We start from the raw sequence: 24,182 nt of genomic DNA on the forward strand, positions 1-24,182 counted from the left end.
ACGTTATTCCCTCATCATTGTTCGGTAAACACTTACAGTCGCTGCGGCAACTGCTTCGGATGAATATGTGGCGAGGGCTTTTGCCCTGCCATTACGTGACAGTGAGTTCCGCAGATCTCCGGATCGCAAGACGTCAGTCATCAATCGTGCCAAAGAATGCACATCTCCACATTCGAAAAGAAGGCCGTCCGTCCCGTTGTTTATCATGTCGGGAATTCCCCCCACCTTCGACGCAATTACAGGAAGTCCGCTTGCCATTGATTCCGCAACGACCATCGGCGTATTCTCTTGTACCGACGTCAAGACAAGCATTGCCGACTCGCGCATTAAAGCGGCAACGTCTTCTTGCGTACGCACGCCGAGGAACTCCACACCTGTGATATGCGCATCACGAATGTATCGCCGGATCTCGCGTTCGTATTCTTTGTCCTGGGTTTCGCCGACAAGAGAGAGCGTAGCGTCGGGAAAGTCCCGGATGACAATCTCGTGAGCCTTTATTGCATCGAGCGGGCGCTTGAGTCGTGTCAATGCTCCGACAAACAGCATACGCTGCAACTGGACGCCGCTCTGCGGCGATTCGAAAAACTTCGTTCGTACAGGATTCGTAATGTGATGCTTCTTCACACCGGCGGGCAGGAACCGATCCACATACGGGGAAATCGCAATAACCTCGTCGAATCGCTTCCGTATCCATTTCTCCAGAAGCGCATCCATTTGATGGCTCCAGTATTCGGGTCCCTCCCAGACACGCGATTCAACAGATTTGATGCCATGAACCGTAAACACCTTACGACTCTGATGTGAGGTAATCGAAGCGACTGCAAGAGCCATATTGTCCTGGCAATGCACAATATCCGGTTGTAATTTCTTCAATTCGAAACGGGCATTCAGGATGTTCGGCAGCACATGCGGACGCGTAAACCACCGGTTTGGAATTGCAAGAAAGTGATACGTCATGCCGTTACGCGCCTCAACCGTATGCCGGGAAATCTCACGGCACAGCGTGAAAATGTGGAAATCGAATTCCTCAACGTACGACTGCAATCCTTCAAACAACCCCGCCGTCGCCGTTTCAACGCCCCCCGTAAACGTTTTGCCGTCGTAGGGATAGTTGGTGAGAATGGCAACTCTTGGCCGCCGAACCTGGCCCGATTTCATCATCGTTGTACATGAACTCTCAAGAACCTGAATCACGTTTCAACCCCTGCCGGAATTTGTTCCACAACGGGCTCGGCATCCCCATGCCTCCCGGACAAAACGAGTCTGTATGCCCTGACGGTTTTCCCGGCAACATTCCGGGCGTTCCATTTTTTCAATGCTACATCCCGGGCATGTACTCCCATATTCATCCGCAGTTGCGGATCGTTCAAAAGCATGACGACGCGATTGGCAAATTCCCGTTCGTCTTCCGATTCCACCAGAAATCCGCTGACGCCGTTCTCCACCATTTCACCAACAGAACCGACACGAGAGGCAACAACCGGTCTGCCGGCGGCAAACGCCTCCGCAATGGCAACAGGGAGATTCTCATACACCGAGAAAAGAACTGCTAGCGCGGCTCTGCTCATTAGTCCGGAAAGTTCCGAGGCCGTCAGACTGCCGTGAAAAACAATGTCGTTCCGCAAAGCCGGATCGACGGAGCGCATGACCTCTTCGTAATACTTTGTATCCGGCGCCGGACCGGCTATGTCGAGAATAGCATCGGGTACACCCTGTTTTACAAGGCGGAATGCACGAACAATCCCCGCAACATTCTTTCGTTCAATGATCAGACCGGAGAACAGAATGCGTTTTGAGTCGGTAAGCGGCGGAGGCACATCAAAAAACTCCGAACGAATTGCATTCGGTATGGTCGCTATCGGCCCTTCCCTCTTTCCGGAACAAAACTCCCGGTCGAACGCCGAAATGGAAATCACCACGCCGGCATTCCGGATGACACGGTTGATCAATTGTTTCGTGAGTCGGACGCGCAACGGTCCGACAACCGGATTTCCCTTTTCTCGAAGTTCCGCCTCAAAGCTCCCAACACCGTGAATGGTAATGGCGCTCGGGTAGCCGAGTCGGGTCGCGACATCGCCATGAGTGTCTGTCCCTTGTCCGTGAACAATGTCCGGTCGAAATACCTTGGCAATTCTTTTTGCCTTCCGCATATCAACGATTGATCGTGTTGGCAAGGCGAGATGTCGTTGCCCGGCAAGGTAGTGAACAACTAACTTGTCGTTCAACCTCACAATCTCGTCCTTCCATCTGTCCATTCGAAAATTGACCACGCATACCGCCTCGACGAGTTCCGAATCCGACAGTGCTGATGCAAGAATTTGCGCCGCAGATTCCACCCCGCCGCGAACATTTCCCATGTACGGGAAATCGGAAACAAGCAGTATGCGCAGCGGCTTCATACTTCCTGTTCCTTCAACAAGCGATTCTCACGGTAGATGTTGAAGATGAGTCCCAGACTGACAAAGAGCCAAGAATAGGCAAGAGAATAGAATCTCATGTCGATCAGAAAGGCGTTGACGCCGAACGAAATCAGCGTTCCGACGATGACAGCAACAATCAAGCGATCTTCGGCAGGCAATTCCCTGAACCGGATGCCCTTGGGACTCAAGTTGAAGTAGATAAACAGCAGATACGGAATTGTTCCGAGAATGCCGAGTTCCGCGAGAATCGTCAACACGGTAACGTGCGAGGTATCCTTGACGATGTACACACCCCGTGCGTCGAACAAGTAGCGGTCTGAAAAATCATCGAATGTTCCCATTCCCCACCCGACAACCGGGCTGTCGGCAATCATGTGCAGGCTGGCCTGTGCCATCACAATGCGGAAGTTTGCATTTTCTTCCCCTGAAATCCGCTTCTGAACGTCGGGAGATACTGCCACAAGCACGCCAACAATCACAACCGACATTGCAACAAAGCCCGCAACCCGCAGCAACTTTGCCCCGACATCCTCACTCGTTTTGTACATGAGGTAGATGAACATCACAATCGCGCCGAGCCACACCGAACGTGTAAAGGTCAGGAGATTCAACAGAATCAGAAACGGTATACTCGAGCGGAAGACAAGCTTCGAAACAAGACCGTACCGAAAAGCAAGATAGATGAAGCCAAACAACACCTGGAGAAACACTCCAAGAACGATCGGCGTACCGAGAGATCCGCTGATTCTTCGCATCGAGCCCACGTCCACCCAATCAACCTTGGGATTCGGCGGGTACAATGTAGTGCCGCTTTGAATCTCATACATACTGAGCAGAACAACCTGCAACAGGTGAAACAGCGATGCAAATGCCAGCATCTTGAACAAATTGGAGTCGACGTCAACATTCTTCGCAATCAGATACAGACAATAGGGCAACAGATAGATGAGATAGATGTTGCGGAGGTCATCGTACCGCCCTTTCGTGGCGTAGAGGGAAGAGACAATAGCATACCCGATGAATATCAGAATGACAACGTCTTCCTTCCCCCATATCAACTGTTTTCCCTTTTTGAAGTAGTAGAACAGCATCACTACCGTCATCACCGGGATGAAGTAGTTGTGGGAGAAATTGCTCGCGATGTTTGACGAATCCGCCGATGCCAGGGGAACAAAGTACGGGGCAAATAGAAACCAACCGATAAACAGAAGCCGGATGTCTTTCATTGCGGCGACACAAACAGAGGCCATACACACCACGGCGAGTACGTCCATATTCAGATCAAGCAACCGATAGAAGTACAAACCCGCGCTCAGCAGCGTGATAACAAGAATCATGATATGTGTCCGGTAGGATTGCATGCTCGCGGCTATCCTGCCCATGGGTTTCGTGGAATCACAACCGCGAGCACTTCCTTAATCTCGCTCCTGGTGACAATTCGTGCCGCAATGAATCCGGCGCACAGAAGGGCAACCAACCCGAGTTTGATCAGCACGTGGGCGAAAGAGACGGTTCCAAAATAGTATGCCCCGACAAATCCGACGCAGACGACGCAAAGCACAATCAGATAGGCACGGCCCGGAAATGGTGAATGCGTGACGTACTTCGTCAAAACCCAACTTGATCCGAAGAGAATCACCTGTAACGCAATAAACGAGAGCGCTATACCCTCAAGCCCGAAGCGTGGAACGAGTGTGCTGAAAAGAGCGACCCCGCACGCTGCGCCGAAGGCGTACGCAGCCATCGTGTACGGGGTTTTCAGATGCGCTGTCACCAAAGCAAAATTCACCATAATGAAAGGCGTGGAAATGACATATCCCGCCGACAGCATGATCAACAGAAAAAAGGCGCCGTCACTGAACTCTTTGCCAAAAAGACCAAGCAGTTCCCTCGTGAACAAAATAATTACCAACGCAACAAATCCGCTACTCATTGCATTCAGACGTGAGAAGCGGGTGTAGGCCTCATCTGTTGGAAGACTTTTGCTGACGAGATTGCAGAAAGAAGGGTAGAATGATTTGTCGAATACCGAAGGAATCCAGGCCACAAACGCCGCAAACACCGCAGCGGCGCGGAAATATCCGAGTTCCCTCAACCCCAACTCGCGAAGAATGAAAACGGGGGCCGCATTCAGAATGATGAAATTGAATAACGTGCCTATGTAAACGGACAGCGTAAATTTCCAGAACCCCGCTGGTAAAAACCAACTGTGCGACACGCCGTGAACCTTGATATTCTCTTTCCGCAGATAGCGAACGGCAATGGCGAGCGCCAGAACGTTCGATAGCACAACGGCTGCAAAGATGTAATCGTATGAACCGGCACCTGATGTTGCCGTGACAAATCCAAGTCCCGCCATCAACCCGATATTCACGAGATAGAACCATGAAACAGCATTCTGGGAAAACGCGAGTATCGTGACCTCCATCTCGGATTGCAGAATCGCCCAAATCAGCACTTGTGCAAGCAGAATCGGCACAAGTACTGTCAGATACATGCCGGTGGAAATATCCAATTCACTCCGAAAGACCAGTTGCAGCACGGAAGGAAACAGAAGGCAGATTGCGAGAAAGCTCAGCCCGACAGCATACACGATAAGTGCATATGTCAGAACAAACTTCGGTTTCTGCCCGGCTGTAAGAGCCGGGAGATAGTTGACGAAAACGTTCGACGCACCGAAGACGAAAAAAGTCTGCACCATACTCACAATCAACATCAACAGGCTATAGAAGCCGAGAACCTCGGCTCCCATCCGTCCGAGTACGACGTTGGTGAAGAAGCCGGCGACCAGTGCTGATGCAGAGAGATACAGCATCCACTTTGCGCCACTAAACGTGCGCGCGAGGATTTCTTCGCGTTGCGACGATGAAGTTGTTGGAGAGCTGGAAATCATTCGGCCCGCATTAAAGTGGAAAACGGTGATTCTGTTTCATGGTTTCCCCTGAAGTGTGCGGGCCTCGCGGTGTGCATCGAATTGCAACAGGGCACGGCAAACAACCCATGAAAACAAACACCGGATAGAAGATACATCTTCGGATTCGTTATTGCAATTCGATACCATCTTACCAGTACATTGAACGAGCAACAGTGAAAAGCTCATCCGTTCTTGTAATCACACATGAGTGACAAGCCCGCACACTCTCCGAAACCCGCATGCTACACACCCACAACGCCATTGGGGATCTTTGGGAAATACGATTTGGAAGCGAGATCCGACACGGGGGGAACGGCGGTATCCAAGCTCCGCCGTCACAAGGAAACGATCTCACAGGCAAACTGTCTGGTTCACTTGCCGGTATAGTTCAACACTTGTGCAACCGCTGCCGTAACTATAGCCGCAGTGGTAACAACACTCACAACATCGCGCCACGTTACCCACGATGTATGGTCTATAAAAATTGTATCGCCCGGCTGCAACAGGATTTTTGCCTCGTCAAGCCGGTCGAGACGCTTCAAGTTGATGCGAATTTCCCTTGTCGAGATGAGCCCATCGCGCCGGCTGATCCGCGTAATGCGGACATCTTCCATATCAGCATCCTGAGTCGGGCCGCCGGCAAACGAAAGTAATTGAACCAGGTCAATTGTGTTGCCAACTTCATATCGTCCGGGATGCTGCACAAAGCCCCAGACATTTACCTGCATTGTCATTTCACCCGGCTTGGCAACGTTATAGTACGCTCCCGCTTGTGCGTTTGGCAATCCGGAGGAGAATCCGCTATTAATCGCTTGTGCATGTAGTTGAGATGAAGCCAGTATAACGGACGCAGCAAGCCCAATGAAACGTACAAGGCATGACCTTTTCATCATCGTAAAAAACCTTTTCTCGTGTTGTTGAATCATGAACGATGTCCCCGCGCAGCTTCTACTACACCACGTTTTTTGTTATTCTCGGTGTAGAAACCGTATCCGGATCGCGGATACGAAATGCCGTACGCCCTGCGATGATCAAAACGGTTCAGAACGTATTTCGGAGTTTTTCCGCCAACTGTTTCGATAATCTCAACTGACCGTTCCAACTCTTCCAAGCGCGTGGAGCCTGCTGCCACAACAATCAGAACCATATCCACAAGTGTGGAAAGTATGCTTGCATCAGCAACGGTCAAGATCGGCGGAGAATCAAGAATGATGACATCATATTCAAGTTCAGCCTGCTGTATAAGGTCGCGCATTTTGTCCGACGCAAGCAGATCCGCCGGCTGTGACGGCAATGTGCCGGCACTGAGTATGTGCAGATTCCTGATCGTGGAAAGTTGCACGACACCGTCATAGCCGACTTTGTCCTGCAACAATTCTGAAAGACCTGGCTGCCCGAAGAGGTCGAACATCCCATGTTGAACCGGACGACGCATGTTTGCGTCTATCAACAACACCATCTTGCCGTTTTGCGCATACGCAATCGCAAGATTCGCCGCTGTTGTTGACTTCCCTTCGCTGTGGTTTGCACCGGACACCAGGATGCTTTGAGGACGACGGTCGAAGGTCGGCACATATTGAATGGCAGTACGGAGTTTCTTGTACGCCTCGGCAACGGGAGAGAATGCATCAGCCAGTGTCAACAGGTGAGGATCGATAGGTCTGCCGTATCGGGACAGCACTTGCCTGCCTGCAAGTCGTTTTATTTCGTGGTCCATCGTCATGACAACTGCTGAGGGCGTGTACCCTTTCAACCGGAGGTCCTCGGGCGTGTGAATGCGCACGTCCCTGAACTCACGCCCGACGACAATGAGGACTCCCAAGAACAGTCCAGCAAGCACTCCGATGACAAGGTTCAGCATCATAATCGGGCTCGAAGGCTCAATCGGTACGGTTGCCTGGTCGATAATATCGATGTAGCCTATTTGTGATTGTTCCGAAATAGTTGCCTCATTCAGCTTGTCATTGAGCACAACAAAGAGTTTCTCGGCACTGAGCTTTCCTCGTTCCAGGCGGGCATATTGTATGCTTTTCCCGGGAATGCGTGAGAACTGTTTCTCGTATTCGGCAATTACTCGAGTAAGCGCATCCTTCTTGGCGCGTAACGTCTGTATTTCTATCTCCCCTTCAAGCAGTTTTTGTTTTACTTGCCGAACGTATGCCGAAGGAGTCAGACTTGCAAAATCGGGTCCGCTGCCGGCGGGAACGAGGGTTTGAATGTAATCCTTCGTTCGCGTCTTCAGCTTCTCTTCCAACTCCTTAATCTGCGCGTTTACCTCGCGGACTTTATCCCCGAACACTTCCTTCCCGGCAAGAGCAGGATTTTTCGACACAGCAAGATCACGCTGGACTTCAAGGCCTGCAATTTGTTCCTGCAGGTTCTTTATGTACGGATCACTCGAGCTGCCCATCGAACGGGCAAGTATCTGCTCTTGTTGCGGAATCTCCTGCCGGTATGACGTGACTGTCCGCTCCAGCGATTGAAGGGCAATATCCGTCGCGTCGCGGGTTGCCTCAAGCTGGGAAAGCTGGTCAATCAACTTTCTCGACTCGTTATCCAGCGAAACGATTCCTTTGTTTTCCATGTACGATTGAAGTGAGCCCTCCAGCATTTCCAGATGGGCACGCTGGTCGGCAACCTGCGTCTCCAGAAACTCACGCAATGCCCGTGATTTCTGACGGCTCTTATGAACATTCCGGTTGTAATACTCGGATGTAAACACATTTGCGAGCAGCGCAGCCTCGCGCGGGTTCTTGCTCTTTGCAATAATCTTGATAACATCCGACTCTCGTACAGTCACAAAATCGACGGATAATCCAAGCCGTTTCGTCACCTGCTCAACCGTCGCAACAGTACGTTTTCCTTCATCATCTTTTGCGGGCCGGATGATGTTGATGGGCTCCCGGGCTCCCGGGTCGATGTACATTTGAGAAATCAACCGCCGGGCAACGGATTCAGCCAGTGTTTGCGAGCGCAGAATCTCAAGCTCATTCTGGCGGATGTTTGTGACAATAGCACTGCCGATGGAGGGAATAAACAACCCGCCCGATTCCGGTGTTTGCGTTTGAATCAGCACCGCCGAGCTTGCCTGATACACAGGATTTTTGAGTTTAGTGAACAGGAACGCAGCAACGGCCATCACAACAACAGCGGACACAATAATCCACTTTCCCCGGAGAAGGACTGCAGGATAGTCGCGAATCACCGGCTGGGGCGACGGAACAAGTCGAGTTCTCTGTTCGTGTTCGGTTTTCATGGAATGGGTAGATACAGTCAAGATGTGTTGAGATGCTTCTGCGCTTAGCGCAGCATCAAGATGCGAAAAAAAGGAGGGACAAAAAGTTAGAGGTGTCACACTTGTACGTCACGTGAAGGGTGACGCGAGGGGCTTGACGCACAATGTGAGTCAGCATAAGAAATGATGAACAGAGATACGGCGCCACTTCCCGCGGCGCCGCAGACATTCTTACCGGAGTGGTTACTTCAAGAGCGTCATCTTACGCGAGGAATACAACCTGCCCGGAGAATCTCCATTCACGCTGTTTGCAATCAATCGCGCCACATACACACCAGTTGCAAGATTGCTCGCATCGAAGTGAACTGTGTACGATGATGCTTCCATCACCTGATCAACCAGCGTCGCCACTTTTCTTCCCAAGAGATCATACACAGAGAAATCAACAAGACTTGCTGACGGCAGCGAGAACCGGAATGTTGTTGAGGCATTAAAGGGGTTGGGGTAGTTCTGTTCCAAGGCAAATTGTGACGGCGTCATATCCTCAACTTGTGTCGTTCCTCCGGTTTGAAACCAGAGTGTGCCTGTGTACGGATCGCTGCTCGTTGTGGCGTCAATCGAGATGGAATCAAGCAGATTGTTGTATCCCGTCGCCGGTTCCCAAGTGCCTTGGTTAGCAAGCCGGACTGAATAGTCGGGTCGGTTGCGAAGGCTGTTCATTGGGTCGGGAAGATTGAGAAGCACTGTATACAATCCTGCCGGCATGTTTGAGGGAATACCGACAGTAGCGCTGAGAAGAACCGTATCGCCTGCCCCCCAGAATCGAGGATCAACCGGGAGCCTCGCAGAATACACAGTGCCATTGCTTCTATTCCTCAGACACAATTCGACTGTTCGAGGATTGTAGAGCGAGGCCCATCCGCTGTTAGTCAGTCGGGCAGTAAACATGAATTTCCCCATCCTCCTTCCCACTGACGTAAAAGTCGAATTCAACAACGAGAGCCTGTATCCGAGACGCCGCTGTATTTCCTCATAACATCCCCCCGAAATGAATCCGTTGATCACGGTGGCATGGTAGCCGCCGTTGAGATACGACCAGCGCAGTCGGGCCATTTCCCGAACTGCATTTGTACAGTTTGAGAATGCGCTCGGAGCGCATGTTTCTCCCCCAAGCGGAACAAACCGGTTGTCGAGACGGAGATATGGCTTTGCGAGTGCCGTATCGAGCCTGTTGTCGCGCCAATAAGTGCCGTAATCGTCAGCGCTTGCAAGGAAGCAATCATTGTGGTGACCGACTCTCGCGACGGAAGCATCCGTAAATGCCTGAGCCGGTGTTACTGCAGCGGTCGAGTCGTAAGGAAGCGAGAAAATTGCCTGTTTGTGCCGCGGATAGCGAAGCTGAGTCATTCTTTCGGTAGGCATGACAGAGATAATCTTGTTCAGAATCGTTCTCATATTCTGAACACTCTCATTCCCGTTGGAAGATGAGTGCCACTCACCCCACGCTCCGATGAATCCGGCCTGCAGGAATGCGATTACGTCCTTGTTCGCTTGCAGAATCGGCCTTAGTTGATCGAGATGACGAAGAATCACTACTATTGAGGCATCAGGCTCGTTCATCGCCGCGGAATAACAGAATCGGGGGATGATCTTCAAGCCTGCATTCCGGATGGCGGTGAAGTCGGCGCTGATGTTCTGCAAAATGCTATCGGGCAAATCAACAGTACGCCACTGCTTCAATCCGAAATAGCGGAATACCAATGAATGGGATTGCCTGATGGTTCGAAGACGGTTTGGATCGAGCTTGCGATACGGCGTAATTTGACCGGGCGTCATGCCCGTTTGTTCAAGCTGGAAAATGCCTCGCTCGGGATTCTGGAAAATCTCCGAAGAGGCAGTATACACCACGGATCGTGTCTGGCTGGTGGTGGAATGGAATTGAACAAAGAAACAGATGAGCAAAAGAGACAGAAAGGTAGCTCGTCCCACGATATCCTCCGCACATAATGAAACCCAAGAACTTCCCTTCGCTACGGCCATCGGTGGTGACGGCCATATCAGGTTACATGCAGAATATACATCGTGGTACAACTCTTCGCAAGACGTATTAACCACAATTCACTTAATTATAATTCATATCCGAGAACAAAGTAGAAGATCAACGGACCGTGACGGAACGGACGGGCGGGAACATCGCTGTCAAAGAAGAAGCTCTTCCCCACACCCAACACCGCTTGTCCGAGCGGCGTATCCAAAGCAAACTCCAGACCGACACCATGACGGAATGAACTCAGCTTGATTTGCTGGGGCGTAGCAGAGATCGATGCAAGATCGTACCGCGCGCGGAGGTACGAATCAAACACAAAATCGATGGGCAGTTTGTACCGGTACTCCAGGTTGAGCGCAACGAGTTGGCGGCCGCGTCTGTCATCTTCCCGCGTGCCGAACATGGATTCACGCCCTCCCAGGAAAAATTGCTGGCCGAGGGGCATCGTAAGATCGGCAATCCCGACCGTGAGACGAGGGCAGAACACGCTCCGCTCACCCCACGACCGGTAGCTCGCATACATGAACCTGATTGCGTTATAGCCGACATCACTCAACAAATTTGTTGAGGCAAATTCATACGAAAGCATCAACTGCTGGCCTGATGTCGGAAACGGGTAATCATCGCGTCCGTCAACCATTGTCCCGATTTTGAACAGAGAGAGCATGTAGCTCGATTCAAGCTCGGGAGTATTGTCCAGATTCCGGATTCGGGCCCGTTGCAGTGACCATTCCGCAGTCACGCTTCCGAGTCTCTGCAATGGGGCTCCAACAACAAGCCGTCCGCCAAGGCGAATATCAGAATATTCCCCCGCCCGGTCCCGTTCCCAACGGCTTGTTCCTGAAAATTTCGGGTCATCCACATACACATAGCTGTTGTGGACACTGGCAAACAAGCCGAGATTAAACGTGAACGAGCGGCTCAGGAGGCTATTCGACCTGAACTCCAAATTCGCCTTCCCGTTGCGTCCGCCGCCTGAAAGAGTGAAACCGAGATCGGTACCGATTCCTCGAAAATTTTCGTCACGAATATCGATAGTGCCCTGAAGTTTTCGTTCGTCGTCCGACCGGATGCCGAAGCGGATCAGTTGTGACGGCAATTCTGCAAGACGGATAGTCAGCCCCGGCGTCTTGTCCGCGTACGAAACTTCAAGATAGACGTACTCGAATACGCGTGTGCCGTTGAGATTGGTCAGACCTTGTTTTGCCTTCTCGATTTCAAACGCGTCGCCCGGTGCGAGAGGAAATTCGCGGAACACGAACGACTCTTCCGTCCGATCTCCCCCCCGAACGTGAAGGTATTCGATTATTCCCTCATTCAATTCAATATGCATCGTGCCGGTTGCTTCGTCGAATGACGAATGGACAATCCGAGCCAGGGAGTACCCGCGATTGCGATACAGTTTCAGCAAATTCTCCGCCGCTTCACCGCACCGGCGTTGGTTCAAGATCTTACCTAACAAAGGACGGAATTCAGCCTCAAGAGAGTCCGATGGAACAAGTGTGTTCCCTGTGAACCGGACACCGCGCAGAAGAGAATTCGGGTAGAGAGTAAAAACGACCTGTGTCGGGCGCAATTCCGGGAACACTTCAACAACAATGTCCCGGAAATTTCCGGTGGCGAACAACGCTCTGATATGTTTGCGGATTTCAATTGACGACAGTGTACCTTTGAACGCATCGTGCTTCAGTTTGAATGAAAGCGAATCGGGGGCACCTTCTCCACTAATCTCAAGTTGCACATCCTCAAAAACCCTGTTCTCACTGTCAGTTTCTGCACTATCCATTTTGTCAACAGCCCGCTCGTACAGCGCCTTGATTGAGTCAATCTGCTCCCCTGCCGATCGGTACCCCTCCTCAATCAACTCCTCAAGTCCTGTGAAGTCTGACGACAAATGGCGTCCGACCGAAGGCGTAATGGCGACATCCGCCTGTTTGATTTGCTCCTCGTTTGCCAACTGCATCATAATTCCCATGATCTGATCTGCAGTCTGCCACGGGGCTTTCAACTCATCGGCATTTCGAAAGCCGCTCGTTGAATTGACGGCAACGACAACATCACAGCCCTCCTTTTTCGCGACATCAACAGGAATGTTCGTTACCAATCCTCCGTCGACAAGTTGCATGGAATCTTTATTCACCGGACTGAAGAGCAGCGGCACAGTGGAACTCGCCCGCAAGGCTTCGGCAAGCGAGCCCCGATCGAGAATAATCCGGCTTCCGGAAATCAGATCCGTTGTCACTGCGCGGAAGGGAATCTTCAAATTGTCAAACGTCGGGTTCGGATGATACAATGCTTGCAGTGTCTGCTCGCTCAGAAAGTTCGTAAGCCGTTGACCCGATGAAACGGCATGCGGTATGACAGGCCGCAATCCCTGAAACCGGACAGTCAGGAAACTCCAGTCTCCTGCAATTTTTCTGTCAATGGGGAGATCCGTCCGCTTCGTTTCATCAGAAAAAGAAAGAACCTCGTCCCAATTTGTTGAGAGGGCGAGACTTTCGATATCGGCGCTCGTATAGCCCGAAGCGTACAGGCCGCCGACAATTGCACCCATGCTTGTGGCGGAAATGAAATCAACAGGAATCTTGTAATGTTCGAGTGCTTTCAGCACGCCGATCTGCGCAGCACCGCGTGCCCCTCCTCCGCTCAACACCAGGCCGATGCGCGGACGTTTCTGGGTCTTGAATGGATAGAGATGATTTCGGGCGTTCGCTGATGAATCAAACTGGGGACGGTACGTTATCTTCGTCTGTGAAGAAAGACCGGAGGGTACAAGCCATAGAATTCCGATGAAGCAAAGAAGAAGTTTGATATGAATTGCCAACGTGCTGCCACCATGAGAGGGTTGAATGTGCCATCAAAGTAGAAGTTTTGGGAAGGAAAATCAACGGCTTACGTGGAGACTCAGAACACAACAAAATCCAGGTAGAAGAAAATCAGAGGCGAGACAAACAGAAGGCTGTCAAATCTGTCCAACACACCGCCATGTCCGGGGATGAGAGCCGATGAATCCTTCACACCGGCATCGCGCTTCAGTAACGACTCGGCAAGGTCACCCGCCTGCCCGAATATCCCGACAATGCTGCCGCACACCAACGCACTCCCGACCGTCATATACGGGAGAAAGAAACTCTGCGCGACAAGAAACGTTGCCACGGCGCCCACATATCCGGCAACCGCCCCCTCCCATGTTTTGTTCGGGCTGACACGCTCAAACAGCTTGTGTTTCCCCAACAGCCTGCCTGCAAAATAGGCAAGAGTGTCACATACCCAGATGGAAACAAAAACCGTAATCACCGTTGCCCCTCCCCAATCGTACACCTGCCGCACAACTTCCGCGGGATAATCAATACCGTGACCCTCGAAATGCAACCACACCGGAAAGTCGGCCGGAATAAACAACTCACGTACGCCAATCAATGAGCCGAGAAAGAGTGAGACATAGCAAACACCGAACAACGTTGTTGCTACATTCAGCAATGCCGAGCCTTTGTTGCGGAACAATTCCAACAACATGATCAACGGAACGAAGATGAGGAAAAGAATGAGGAATAACTGGGCCATCGTTGGCATGGGCAGAGCCACACCGAACTGACCGGCAAATGTGAGGATGACGAATTGCAGTTTCTGCCATATGAACACGCACAACACAAGCGCGCCGAACACCAGTCCTGTAACAACTTGTGGAGCAGCTCCCTTTCGCGCAGCCAGAGTATAGAACTCGTTAAGCCCGAGCACCGCTATGAGCAGCACCATGCCGAAGAACCACAATCCTCCCCACCACGAAAATACAACAATCAGCGGAATGGAGACAAGGGCGACGAGAATGCGTTGCGTGAGGTTCTTCAATGGAACAGTCGATACGATGTTGTTTGACGGTGGAATGCCGGATATTGCAGCAGCCTGTCAGGCAGGGCGCCGCGTGATGCGTATAAGGTAGTAAGTTGCAGCTACAAAAACCACAGCGCTGAGAGTGATGTTCAAGAGAAGAGTTTCGGAATCGGGGAATGTGTCCGGTGAAATCGCAATGAAATTTTCGTCCAATTGAAGATAGACAACAACACAGGCGATGAAGTTGTTAAAGAAATGCGCTGCAATGGAAGTGACAATATTCTGCGTTCGATACACAACAAATCCGAAGTACACGCCAAGCACGATCAGCGGGATGAGCGTGAACGGATTGAGGTGGTATACTCCGAATACGATACCTGCGATAACTGCGGCAGTGAGTCCCCGCTGCGGCCGGGAACCGCCACCATCCTTTGTTCCGGATTCCTCCAACGTCCTCTGAATCAATCCCCGGAACAGTATCTCCTCGCAAATTGCGGGAGTGACTGCAATAACAAGGACCACAAACAAAAACTCGGGAAACGAGTGTGCAGATGTTAACATGCGATACATCCGCTCCATCATCTTCTTGATTTGATCAACAAATTGCTGAACAACCGGAGGAAGCTCAAGAGGTACCGCCTCCTGCAGCATAAGATATCCTTGCAGCAATTGCTGGAGCGCAAACACGGCAACAAGAACAAGAAGAACCTGGCCCGGATGAATAACGCCGAACCGGAACACATTCGTCCGGCCCGGGAAGCGAAGCCTTGCAAGGAGTATTGTTGGAATAAGAATGAAAAGAACTTGTCCGAGCATCGTCGCCAATCTTACTGCTGTGACGTTGGACTCGGCCATATCCATCCCGAACAACAGAAACGTAATGGCGCCGCCGACAATCTGATACAGGAAGAAGATCCCGACCAGTGAAACTGACGCGAACGCCCATGCCGGCATCCGTTGAAACAGTGATGAAACGGATTCAAACGTTGACGGTGGGGGAGATTGGAACGGGCTGTTCCCGCGAGGATTAGCGATGTCGTTCAATGGCTGCCGGTGTGTTCTGGTTGGAAGTACACATCTAACCCTGCTTCGCTTTGATCATCGCTGCCAACAGCGGAACCATGATCTCGTGATGTCCCGTGAAGTACAATCCCCTGCCACCATCCTGCGTCGGGCGGAGTTTGACATTCATTGTCGGACGGTAATGTGTGTTCATGTCGAAGACGGCGGTGGTAAACCCGCGCGCCGGCGTGCCGAGATTCCGCGCAACGGTGAGTGCCTTCAGAAACACTTCCGGCATAATCACAGCAGAGCCGATATTCAACACAACGCCGCCGCCCGTGAGCCCCTTACACAACTCACAAAGCGTCGTAAAATCCCTGAACGTGAGTTCGCCCGTCGCGGCACCATCCATCGTTGGCTGCTGGTGAATGATGTCCGTCCCGATTGCAGCGTGTACCGTTATCGGAATATTGAGCGAGTAGCATGTCGCAAGAAGGCTTACATCTGCGTTCGGAGCCGCAAGGTCGAGAAGCTTTTTGCCGAGCGCTTCGCCGTAGCCCATGTCGGAGTTCTTGTAGGCATCGCTCAGTGTTGTGTTCATCAACTCGCCCGTTTCCTTTGCCATACCAAAGCGCCCGTCCATCATGTTTGCGGCAACGTCTTCACTCGTTTGTCCCCACATTGCGGTTTCAACGTCGTGAATTGCAGCGGCGCTGTTCATGGCAACTGATGTGATGATATGCTTCTTGATCAGATCGATCAGAACAGGGGCTAATCCCACCTTAATCACGTGAGCGCCCATCATCACAATGACCGGCTTGCCATTCTTTCGTGATGTAAGGATGTCGTCAACAAGGGTCTTGAGTTCAGCCGCCATCAGGATGTTTGGCAGACTGTCAACAAACACCGCAAATGAATCGCGGGCTCCGTCGAACGGTTTGGCAAAGTCGTTTGGCGAAACCTTGCTATACCGGTCTTTGATGGAGATCGTTTTGATTTTGGATAAATCGGCTCTTTTGTGTTTTGCCATTTGCGTGCTCTTAAGGTACGGTGCGGAATGATACCGCCACACTATTTGATTCGTGATCTCAAAGGTCCGGCCAACCCCGAATACTGTCTCAACTCAACATCAATCGAGCCGACGACAACTTTTGTGTTTACGCGGATAGGGATCTTGCGTTCATCATCCGTCAACCAGATAACGATACGGCCTTCGGATTTGAAGAGACCTCCTTCTTTCACGAGCGGCTCAACAACGATTGTCTTGAATGTTCCTGCCGCTACTTCCAGTTCCTGCCGGCCTAGGAACTTCACTCGAAGTTCGTGGCTTGTATCCTTGTAGAAGTTGTACAGCGTTACGTAGTCACCCGGCTTCATACCGGAATACTCCAACGTGCGCGCATAGTAGAAGGCCGACATGATATCGTGAACGTATTCGGGAATAGGATGGTCGCCTTCCGAAGTCCGTGCAATGTTCCTTACTTGATCGAAATCGGCTGTGAAATCACGGCGGTACGTTCCTTCGCGGATATGCTGCTCAAACCGCAAGGGAGCGATCGCCTGCGAATCAACAAACGTCAGATACTGGTCGCGTACTTCATAAATCCAGTCAAAACTCTTGAGCGATCTCACTGTGAATTCAACGCGATAGCATGTTCGCCCGTCAATCGTCTCATATCTGGGAATTGCCATTACTGCTTCACCGGCGGTAATCGGCCCGTAGCTCACATCGAACACAAGCCGTTCGCCCACGGTAAATGCGGTATTCTCAACCGTTCTCCACTTGAACCTCTTGAGTGAGTCCTCGACCGCCTTCGCAAGGGAATCCGCCCGACTGAGGGAATCGGCCAGCACTTTCTGGCGAGCAATACGTCTCAACGAATCGGCCTTTGCGGCGGCGGCAATACTGTCGGCGCGGACTTTTGCGGCAGCCGCTGCTTTTGAGGTTGTCGCTTTCTTCTTCGTCGTTGTTTGAGGATGAACAACGGCTGCTGCCATCAACAAAACAAGAACAACAACAACTCCGGACTTAACCTGCATGCACGGTTCCTCCCTGCTTCGTCCGGTTCAACAACGACTTGGCGGAAGCAAAAACCTGGTCGACCGTAATGGTTGCCATACATGCACACGTTGTCTTGTTCTCGATGCAGACATTGCAGTCAACAGGCCTCTCGGGTACAAAGACAATTTTCTTATCTGTGTACGGCCCCCACCGCTTTGCGCTCATGGCAGTGTGCTGCGGAAACAATCCGATTACCGGAGTTCCCATTGCCACAGCAAGATGCAGCGGGCCGGTGGAATTCGACATGAATATCTTTGCAGAACGTATCAGCGCTGCAAACTCCTTGATTGAAAGAGCCTCGTTCAAAGCAACCGCTTTGCCTTCAGACGCCTGAACAACCTCTGCAATTTTCCCGGTTTCTCCTTTGGTTCCCGTCACAACCACACGCAAGCCCAGTTCCGAACCGAGTTTCGCGGCAAGAACGCCAAAGCTGCCAGGCGGCCATTCCCTCGCAGAACCGCCGCTGCCCGGATGGATAACGGCAAATGGAGCATCCGCAACTCCGGCGGCCTGAAGTACCTGCCGGGCTTTTTCTTCCGCTTGTACAGGAACATCAACAACAAACTCGGGCCGGAAATCGTTCGGGAGCGTACAGTCGAGTTCCTTCAGCAAATTAAGATTGTACTCAACCTCATGACGCTTTGCATCTTTGCGATGTTCGTATACTTTTCTGTTGAAAAGAAAGGAATACAGACGATACCCTGTTCCGATTCGCAGCGGAATGCCTGCCCGAAACATCAACCATGCAAGCCGGAACCGCGGATACACAACAACCGCTGCATCGAACTTGCGTTCCCGAAGCACCGTACACATTTCATTGAACGGTATCAGCCCATGCGAAGGTTGTACAGGATTGCTGTTGCGATCATACCAGATCAATTCATCGACGTACGGGTTTCCTTCGAGTACTTCGCCTGTATAGCGTCGCAGCAACATGGCAATATATGCATCGGGGAAACACGAACGGAGGGCGGGCAACATCGGTAGCGTGAGAATCACATCGCCGAGGCGGTCGGTACGGACCAGAAGTATGCGTCGTATCGTGTTCGACGCCCCTTGTGTGGTTGTAAAAAGCAGAACTGGACTCCGAGTTGTCAGAAATCTGAATGAAAAGATAGGCCTTGCAGGGGTGAATTGCAACCAACGCCCGGCTTGTCTCAAATACAACGATCTCTGCGTTGACCGCTTTATTACGAGACCGTCCGCTCGCCGGTCAGCCCGAACACCTCCAAATCCTTCTTCTCACGCATCAGCAGTTGATGATGTTCAATGAACGGGCGTACATCTTCCTGTCGAGCAGCGGCATCTTTCATCAGACGTTGGTTCTCGACAAGAAGGTGTTCGAGTTCGTGACGTCTGAGAATGATCATGCAGCGTTCGGCAACCTTCGCGGGATCGGCTTCCTCCGGCACACCATCCAACTCCTGCCATCCCTTGCTCAATTCATACTTGCTGAACGTGATATCTGCAAGAAACCGTCGCAACTCGGCATCGTCAGTCTCGTCAACAAGCACATTGGCATTCCAGGTTTCCTTCTTCTCACGATGTGAGAAAATCATATCCAGAACGTGATGAACCCGGGGATGCAAAAAATGGTGTGGAGTAACGTGCGTGAAAATAAACTCGACCATCTCGTCGCCGTGTTCAAGCATGAGTCGAAGAAGATCACGCTCAGCCGGCGGAACAGATTGCTGTGTCTGAACAGGTCGGGGCCCGGCTTGAGGCTCAGAGTCTGAGTTCTGGAGTTGTGTCTCGCGTTGCCGCTCGAATTTCTCCCGGGTTCGTTCCTTGCCGATAATCTTTTCCAACTCACGGTACAACGCTGATTCGTAAATGCCGTACCGCTCCGAAAGGCTCTTGATGTAGAAACTCCGCTTCAGTTCATCCTTCATCTTCGCAATTGTTTCAACTATTGAGCGAACCGCCTCGGCTTGCCCTTCAGGAGTGTCAAACAATCCCTGGGACTTCAGCGAAGTTGCTTTGAAGTCGAGAAACGATGCGGCGTTTTCGAGCAATGTGCCGAATGCCTTTCCTCCATTCTTCTTGACAAACGAATCCGGATCGTCACCTTCGGGAAGCGCTGCAACACGAACATCAAGCCCCTGCTCGAGAATAACGTCAACGCCACGCATTGTTGCCTTTGAGCCTGCGGAATCGGCGTCATAGACGAGAGTGATCTTCCTCGCATAACGTCCTATAAGGTCGATCTGTTCTTCTGTCAGAGCCGTGCCGCTTGAGGCGACAATGTTCTTCATCCCTTCCTGATACACAGAAATCAAATCCGCGTAGCCTTCGACGAGAATCGCGTACTCGTGCTCGCGGATTGCTTCCTTTGCCTGAAAAATTCCGTAAAGGCTCCGGCTCTTCGAGTAGATCGGTGTTTCGGGAGAATTGATGTACTTTCCAGGAAGCGGATCATCCTCACGTAACTTCCGGGCGCCGAATCCGATTACCCTGCCCGTCACGGAGAAAATCGGAAACATCGCCCTCCCGCGAAACCTGTCGTAGTAACCCGACCCGTCTTCCCGTTTGATGAGAAGCCCAGCCTTTTCCATCACATCAACCGGGATATTCTCATGTTGGGCAAACTTCAGCAGTGAATCCCAACCGTTCAATGCATAGCCCAGCCCGAATGAACGAATCGTCTCTTCTTTGAAGCCGCGGTGCCGGAAATACTCCAGCGCAAGCTGCCCCTCAACAGTATTCATCATGTTCTCATGGAAGAAGCGTGCGGCGGAGCGGCATGCATTGTAAAGCGCCTCGCTTTCGGTGGTTTTCTCCTTGTTGTCAACTCCCTCTTCGGGAAGCAAAATTCCCGCGCGTTCGGCCAGCGTTCTGACAGCTTCGACGAATGACACCTTCTCATGCTCCATGACGAACGTAAAAACATTCCCTCCAACTCCGCAACCGAAGCAATGGTACATTTGCCGCTCAGGACTTACGTTGAACGACGGAGTTTTCTCCGTGTGAAAAGGGCAGAGACCGAGGAAGTTCTTTCCGCGCTTCTTAAGCCTGACGTAGCCGGAAATGACATCGACAATATCGGAAGCGCGCCGTACTTCTTCGATTTTCGATTCGGGAATTCGCATGGTGTCAATCTACTGAACGGGACTGTTTGAAGCAATTCTCTTGCTCTTGACAACCCCCGCCTATTGCCGTATCTTTTGCAGGGGTAAATCGAGAAACCACAATACATTTGGTGAACAGGATGCGAATTCTCGCTGTCGAAGATCAACCTGAATATCTGGAAATGTTGGAAGAAGTCATGAATGCCGTCGGGCACACAATTACCATTGCCACCGACGGATTTGAAGCACTCGAAAGGCTGCAGCAGGAAAAGATCGATGTGATCGTTTCAGACGTGAAAATGCCGAACATGGACGGCGTTGAATTTCACAAGCGCGTGCGGGCCATGAAAGAGTACGCAAACACGCCTTTCATTTTCCTGACGGGCGTGAAGGAACTGGACTCCGTCAAGGAAGCGTGCAAGGCCGACTGTGACTTGCTGCTTCAGAAGCCGTTTCCGGTGGATAAATTGTTAGAGATGTTCTCAGGTCAGATGAAATGAAATGCGCCTTCCCGGGTTGCCCCGGTGAATACGAGGACAAGTTCATCACACACAAAGTCGAGCAACCGGATGGAGTTGCCTACATCGACAACGTCCCGGCAAAAGTCTGCCTCTTGTGCGGCGATACGATTCTTGCCTCGGAAACAATGAAACTCATAGAGGAAATCCTGAAGACGGAACCAACGTAAGGCATCTTTCTCTCCCGCAAAAAAAAAGCCCGCCGAAGAACTCGACGGGCTTTTGCATTCTCAAAGCCTCCCTTTCAAACCTGCATTTTGTCTGGCTCGTATACTGTTTGCTTTTTGGCCTGACGTTTCTTACGCATATGTCGCTTCTCTACCGACTGTGAAGAATCGGCAGGGTCTTCAACATCGGGATACGTGTAAATGTCGTACTTGTAGTTGCGGAGAATAATCTGATTGCCGTTGCGGCCGAGAACATACTGCGGCAGCAACGGGATCTTCCCTCCTCCACCCGGAGCATCAATAACGTAGTACGGAATCGCCAACCCCGATGTATGGCCGCGCAGTTTGTCCATAATCTCCAGCCCGACACTCACCGGCGTACGGAAATGGTTGGCACCTTTCGTAATGTCCGCCTGGTACAAGTAGTACGGACGGACCCGCATGAAGAGAAGCTTGCGCATCAGTTCAAGCATCACGTCGGGATTGTCATTCACCCCTTTCATCAACACGGCCTGGTTGCCAACGGGAATACCGGCATCGGCGAGCATTTCACACGCCTTCTTTGCTTCGGGCGTACACTCCCACGGATGGTTGAAGTGTGTGTTGACGTAGATGGGATGATACTTCTTGAGCATATTGACGAGCTTCGGCGTGACACGCTGCGGCAACACACACGGCATTTTCGTGCCGAGACGAATAATCTCGATATGCGGAATTGCTCTCAGGCCAGAAATCACCCGCTCCAAATTCTGATCAGTCAGCATCAGCGGGTCGCCGCCTGAGAGAATGACATCCCGAACCTCCGGGCGGGAGGCGATGTAGTCGATTCCATCCTGAATATACTTCATGTTGATTTTGGTGGAATCGCCAACCTTCCGCTTGCGTGTACAGAACCGGCAATACATCGAGCATTGGCTTGTCGTCAGAAACAAAACACGATCAGGATACCGGTGCACGATGCTTGGAACGGGGCTGTGGGCATCTTCGCCGAGCGGATCTTCAGGCATGCCGTCATCTTCCAACTCAACGGCATCCGGAATACACTGGAGCCAGATCGGATCTCCCGGATAGCGAATCAAACTCAAGTAGTAAGGATTGATGCGAATGTGGAAGAGTTTGTTCAGCCTCTCCGCCAAATCGCCGTCAAAACCAAACCGCTCAACCAAATCCTTCCCGCTATCAACACTCTGTCTCAACATCTCCTGCCAGAGTTCCATGCGTACCTGTTTTCCTCCGTGTTGTTATAGATATTTGCCGAACACGACTAAACTGTCGCCCGCCCGGTAATAGTCGCGGATTCGGGCCAGTTCCTGGTAGCCGGCTTTGATGTAGAACATCCGTGTCTTGTCATAGCGCGGAGTTGATGATGTCTCCGCGATCACCAACGTGCCGCCTTTCGAGCGTATCAGTTCCTCGGCATGTGCGATCAACGTTCTGCCGATTCCTTTTCCATGTACCGAAGGTTTCGTTGCAATCCAGTATAAATCAAACGTCGAACCTGTCGCCGGCGTCGGCCCGACGCAGTAGTAGCCGAGTATGTCGCCGTCGTCATATACGCGAATGATGTAGTCTTTTTGATTGGGATTGTTCAATACGGTGTGCATAAGCTCGAGGGCTATGTCAATCTCATCCCCATTGAACACCTCTGTTTCCATCAGCAGTTGGCGAAGAGGCTGGATGTCGGTCGGCTGCAACGGGCGGATTGCCGTTTCGGCGAGTCGAGGCACAGACTTGACCGTGGCTGTCGGATTGTTATTGGACGCGTTCAAGTGCAATCTCGACAATCTTGCCGATAATCTGGTGGAAGGAGAGGCCGTACACTCTTGCAGAACGGGCAAAGCCTGCGTCGTCTGAAATGTCGGGGTTCGGGTTCACTTCCAAAACATAGGGCACGCCGTCATTTGAAAGACGGAAGTCCACACGGGCATAGTCGCGGCAGCCGATAAGTTGGTAACATTTCAGCGCCGTCTCGCGCAACTCCGTTTCGATTGCCGGAGGCAACTGTGCAGGACAAACACCTTTTGTTCCTTCGTACTCCACTGTTCCGTTCATCCACTTCGCCGCGTAGCTCACGATCTTGTGCATGCCCGGATTGAGGCCCGAGAAGTCTATCTCTGAGATGGGGAAAATAATCGGTCGCTTGTTCCCGAGAATAGCAACGTTAAACTCCCGCCCCTCAATGTACTGCTCGACGAGTGCCGGCTGGTCAAACTCGGCCCAGATGTACCGTACGAGTTTGCGGAGTTCAGGCAACGAATACACAACCGACTTGTCGGAAATGCCGACGCTGGCATCTTCACGCGAGGGTTTTACAATCAGCGGGAAGTCCATGCCATCTTTCAGCACGATCTTTTCAGCTACTTTAAACACCTGATGACCCGGGGTTCTGATACCATTTGCGGAGAGAATCTCCTTCACGCGGGGTTTGTTGAGGGCCGTTCCCAACGCAAGCGGGCCAGCCCCCGTGTACGGAATCTTGAACAACTCATACATCCCTGCAACGTTCATTTCAAGGATGGCCTCGTTCTCGATGCATTCGACAAGGTTGAAAATGAGGTCGGGCTTTTCTTCCCGAAGAAAATCAATGAGGCGCTCGACTTTGCTGTCAACATTGAAAACGCTGCATTTGTATCCGAGCGTCGTCAGTGCATCCTTGATATCATCCATCTCCTCAACAACACCGATCTCTGAAAGATCGACGCCCGCCGGAATACTGGAGACCTTGCCGCCGATGCCGGAGATGGCGAGCCCTTCTTTCAACTGCCCGTTCTCCGAAATGTACTTGCGGCCCTCCTCTGTTCCGACAACCGGCTCGTTGTACAATATCGCTATGCGGGTCTTCTTCCTCATACTGTCTCCACTATTGGTGTTGATGTTATTGAGTGGGAATTGCGACTTCGTTTGCCTTGGTTATCGGG

Annotated in this window: 19 protein-coding genes; 2 read left to right on the forward strand and 17 right to left on the reverse strand. The window is 51.6% G+C overall.

All coding sequences use genetic code 11. The features are described 5' to 3' along the window. Positions 1 to 3: 3 nt before the first annotated feature. The 14 genes from KF749_12400 to dnaG all read right to left on the reverse strand — a co-directional run bounded on the left by KF749_12400 (position 4) and on the right by dnaG (position 20,600). The gene (locus tag KF749_12400) at positions 4 to 1,194 is read right to left on the reverse strand and encodes a glycosyltransferase family 4 protein (protein MBX2991949.1); all 1,191 of its coding nucleotides are present in this window, start codon (positions 1,192 to 1,194) and stop codon (positions 4 to 6) included. After that, positions 1,191 to 2,399 carry a glycosyltransferase family 4 protein gene (locus KF749_12405; GenBank protein ID MBX2991950.1) on the reverse strand — a complete coding sequence of 403 codons (1,209 nt, stop codon included), beginning with the start codon at positions 2,397 to 2,399 and terminating at the stop codon, positions 1,191 to 1,193. Before KF749_12405 ends, KF749_12400 begins: the two co-directional genes overlap by 4 nt. Continuing rightward, the gene (locus KF749_12410; protein MBX2991951.1) at positions 2,396 to 3,802 is read right to left on the reverse strand and encodes an O-antigen ligase family protein; all 1,407 of its coding nucleotides are present in this window, start codon (positions 3,800 to 3,802) and stop codon (positions 2,396 to 2,398) included. Before KF749_12410 ends, KF749_12405 begins: the two co-directional genes overlap by 4 nt. Further along, positions 3,790 to 5,313: a hypothetical protein gene (locus KF749_12415; GenBank protein ID MBX2991952.1), complete on the reverse strand. Its 1,524-nt coding sequence runs from the start codon at positions 5,311 to 5,313 to the stop codon at positions 3,790 to 3,792. The genes KF749_12410 and KF749_12415 overlap by 13 nt, the downstream gene beginning before the upstream one ends. Positions 5,314 to 5,705: 392 nt before the next feature. Then, positions 5,706 to 6,119: an SLBB domain-containing protein gene (locus KF749_12420; GenBank protein ID MBX2991953.1), complete on the reverse strand. Its 414-nt coding sequence runs from the start codon at positions 6,117 to 6,119 to the stop codon at positions 5,706 to 5,708. Between the two features lie 137 nt (positions 6,120 to 6,256). After that, a complete protein-coding gene (locus tag KF749_12425) occupies positions 6,257 to 8,590 on the reverse strand; it encodes a polysaccharide biosynthesis tyrosine autokinase (GenBank protein ID MBX2991954.1) in 2,334 nt (777 codons plus the stop codon). Positions 8,591 to 8,812: 222 nt separating this feature from the next. Continuing rightward, positions 8,813 to 10,558 carry a DUF4832 domain-containing protein gene (locus KF749_12430; protein ID MBX2991955.1) on the reverse strand — a complete coding sequence of 582 codons (1,746 nt, stop codon included), beginning with the start codon at positions 10,556 to 10,558 and terminating at the stop codon, positions 8,813 to 8,815. A 137-nt stretch (positions 10,559 to 10,695) separates the two neighbouring features. Beyond that, entirely contained in the window at positions 10,696 to 13,440 is a 2,745-nt protein-coding gene (locus KF749_12435; GenBank protein MBX2991956.1) for a patatin-like phospholipase family protein, read from the reverse strand. An 80-nt stretch (positions 13,441 to 13,520) separates the two neighbouring features. Beyond that, positions 13,521 to 14,465 (reverse strand): phosphatidate cytidylyltransferase, encoded by a 945-nt coding sequence (locus KF749_12440; protein MBX2991957.1) that lies wholly within the window; start codon positions 14,463 to 14,465, stop codon positions 13,521 to 13,523. A 57-nt stretch (positions 14,466 to 14,522) separates the two neighbouring features. Continuing rightward, complete coding sequence (locus KF749_12445) at positions 14,523 to 15,491, reverse strand: CPBP family intramembrane metalloprotease (protein MBX2991958.1); 969 nt, start codon at positions 15,489 to 15,491, stop codon at positions 14,523 to 14,525. Between the two features lie 34 nt (positions 15,492 to 15,525). After that, on the reverse strand, positions 15,526 to 16,479 hold the full coding sequence (locus KF749_12450) for a hypothetical protein (protein MBX2991959.1): 954 nt from the start codon (positions 16,477 to 16,479) through the stop codon (positions 15,526 to 15,528). Between the two features lie 41 nt (positions 16,480 to 16,520). Beyond that, positions 16,521 to 17,489, reverse strand: a complete 969-nt coding sequence (locus KF749_12455; GenBank protein ID MBX2991960.1) for a DUF3108 domain-containing protein — start codon at positions 17,487 to 17,489, stop codon at positions 16,521 to 16,523. After that, positions 17,479 to 18,510 (reverse strand): glycosyltransferase family 9 protein, encoded by a 1,032-nt coding sequence (locus KF749_12460; GenBank protein MBX2991961.1) that lies wholly within the window; start codon positions 18,508 to 18,510, stop codon positions 17,479 to 17,481. The genes KF749_12455 and KF749_12460 overlap by 11 nt, the downstream gene beginning before the upstream one ends. Positions 18,511 to 18,701: 191 nt before the next feature. Beyond that, positions 18,702 to 20,600: a DNA primase gene (gene dnaG, locus KF749_12465; GenBank protein ID MBX2991962.1), complete on the reverse strand. Its 1,899-nt coding sequence runs from the start codon at positions 20,598 to 20,600 to the stop codon at positions 18,702 to 18,704. Positions 20,601 to 20,719: 119 nt separating this feature from the next. Between dnaG and KF749_12470 the strand changes: the two genes are divergently transcribed. Beyond that, entirely contained in the window at positions 20,720 to 21,079 is a 360-nt protein-coding gene (locus KF749_12470; protein ID MBX2991963.1) for a response regulator, read from the forward strand. Next, positions 21,076 to 21,267 carry a hypothetical protein gene (locus tag KF749_12475; protein ID MBX2991964.1) on the forward strand — a complete coding sequence of 64 codons (192 nt, stop codon included), beginning with the start codon at positions 21,076 to 21,078 and terminating at the stop codon, positions 21,265 to 21,267. Before KF749_12470 ends, KF749_12475 begins: the two co-directional genes overlap by 4 nt. A 74-nt stretch (positions 21,268 to 21,341) precedes the next feature. On the opposite strand, the gene KF749_12480 is transcribed toward KF749_12475, so the two are convergent. The 3 genes from KF749_12480 to KF749_12490 are packed head-to-tail and all read right to left on the reverse strand — an operon-like array spanning position 21,342 to position 24,114. Then, positions 21,342 to 22,481, reverse strand: coding sequence for a KamA family radical SAM protein (locus KF749_12480; protein MBX2991965.1), 1,140 nt, complete (start codon positions 22,479 to 22,481; stop codon positions 21,342 to 21,344). A 24-nt stretch (positions 22,482 to 22,505) separates the two neighbouring features. After that, positions 22,506 to 23,033: a GNAT family N-acetyltransferase gene (locus tag KF749_12485; protein MBX2991966.1), complete on the reverse strand. Its 528-nt coding sequence runs from the start codon at positions 23,031 to 23,033 to the stop codon at positions 22,506 to 22,508. Next, on the reverse strand, positions 23,017 to 24,114 hold the full coding sequence (locus tag KF749_12490) for an ATP-grasp domain-containing protein (protein MBX2991967.1): 1,098 nt from the start codon (positions 24,112 to 24,114) through the stop codon (positions 23,017 to 23,019). The genes KF749_12485 and KF749_12490 overlap by 17 nt, the downstream gene beginning before the upstream one ends. Positions 24,115 to 24,182: the final 68 nt, after the last annotated feature.

Source organism: Bacteroidota bacterium (assembly GCA_019637975.1).
Lineage (GTDB): Bacteria > Bacteroidota > Ignavibacteria > UBA10030 > UBA6906 > CAADGV01.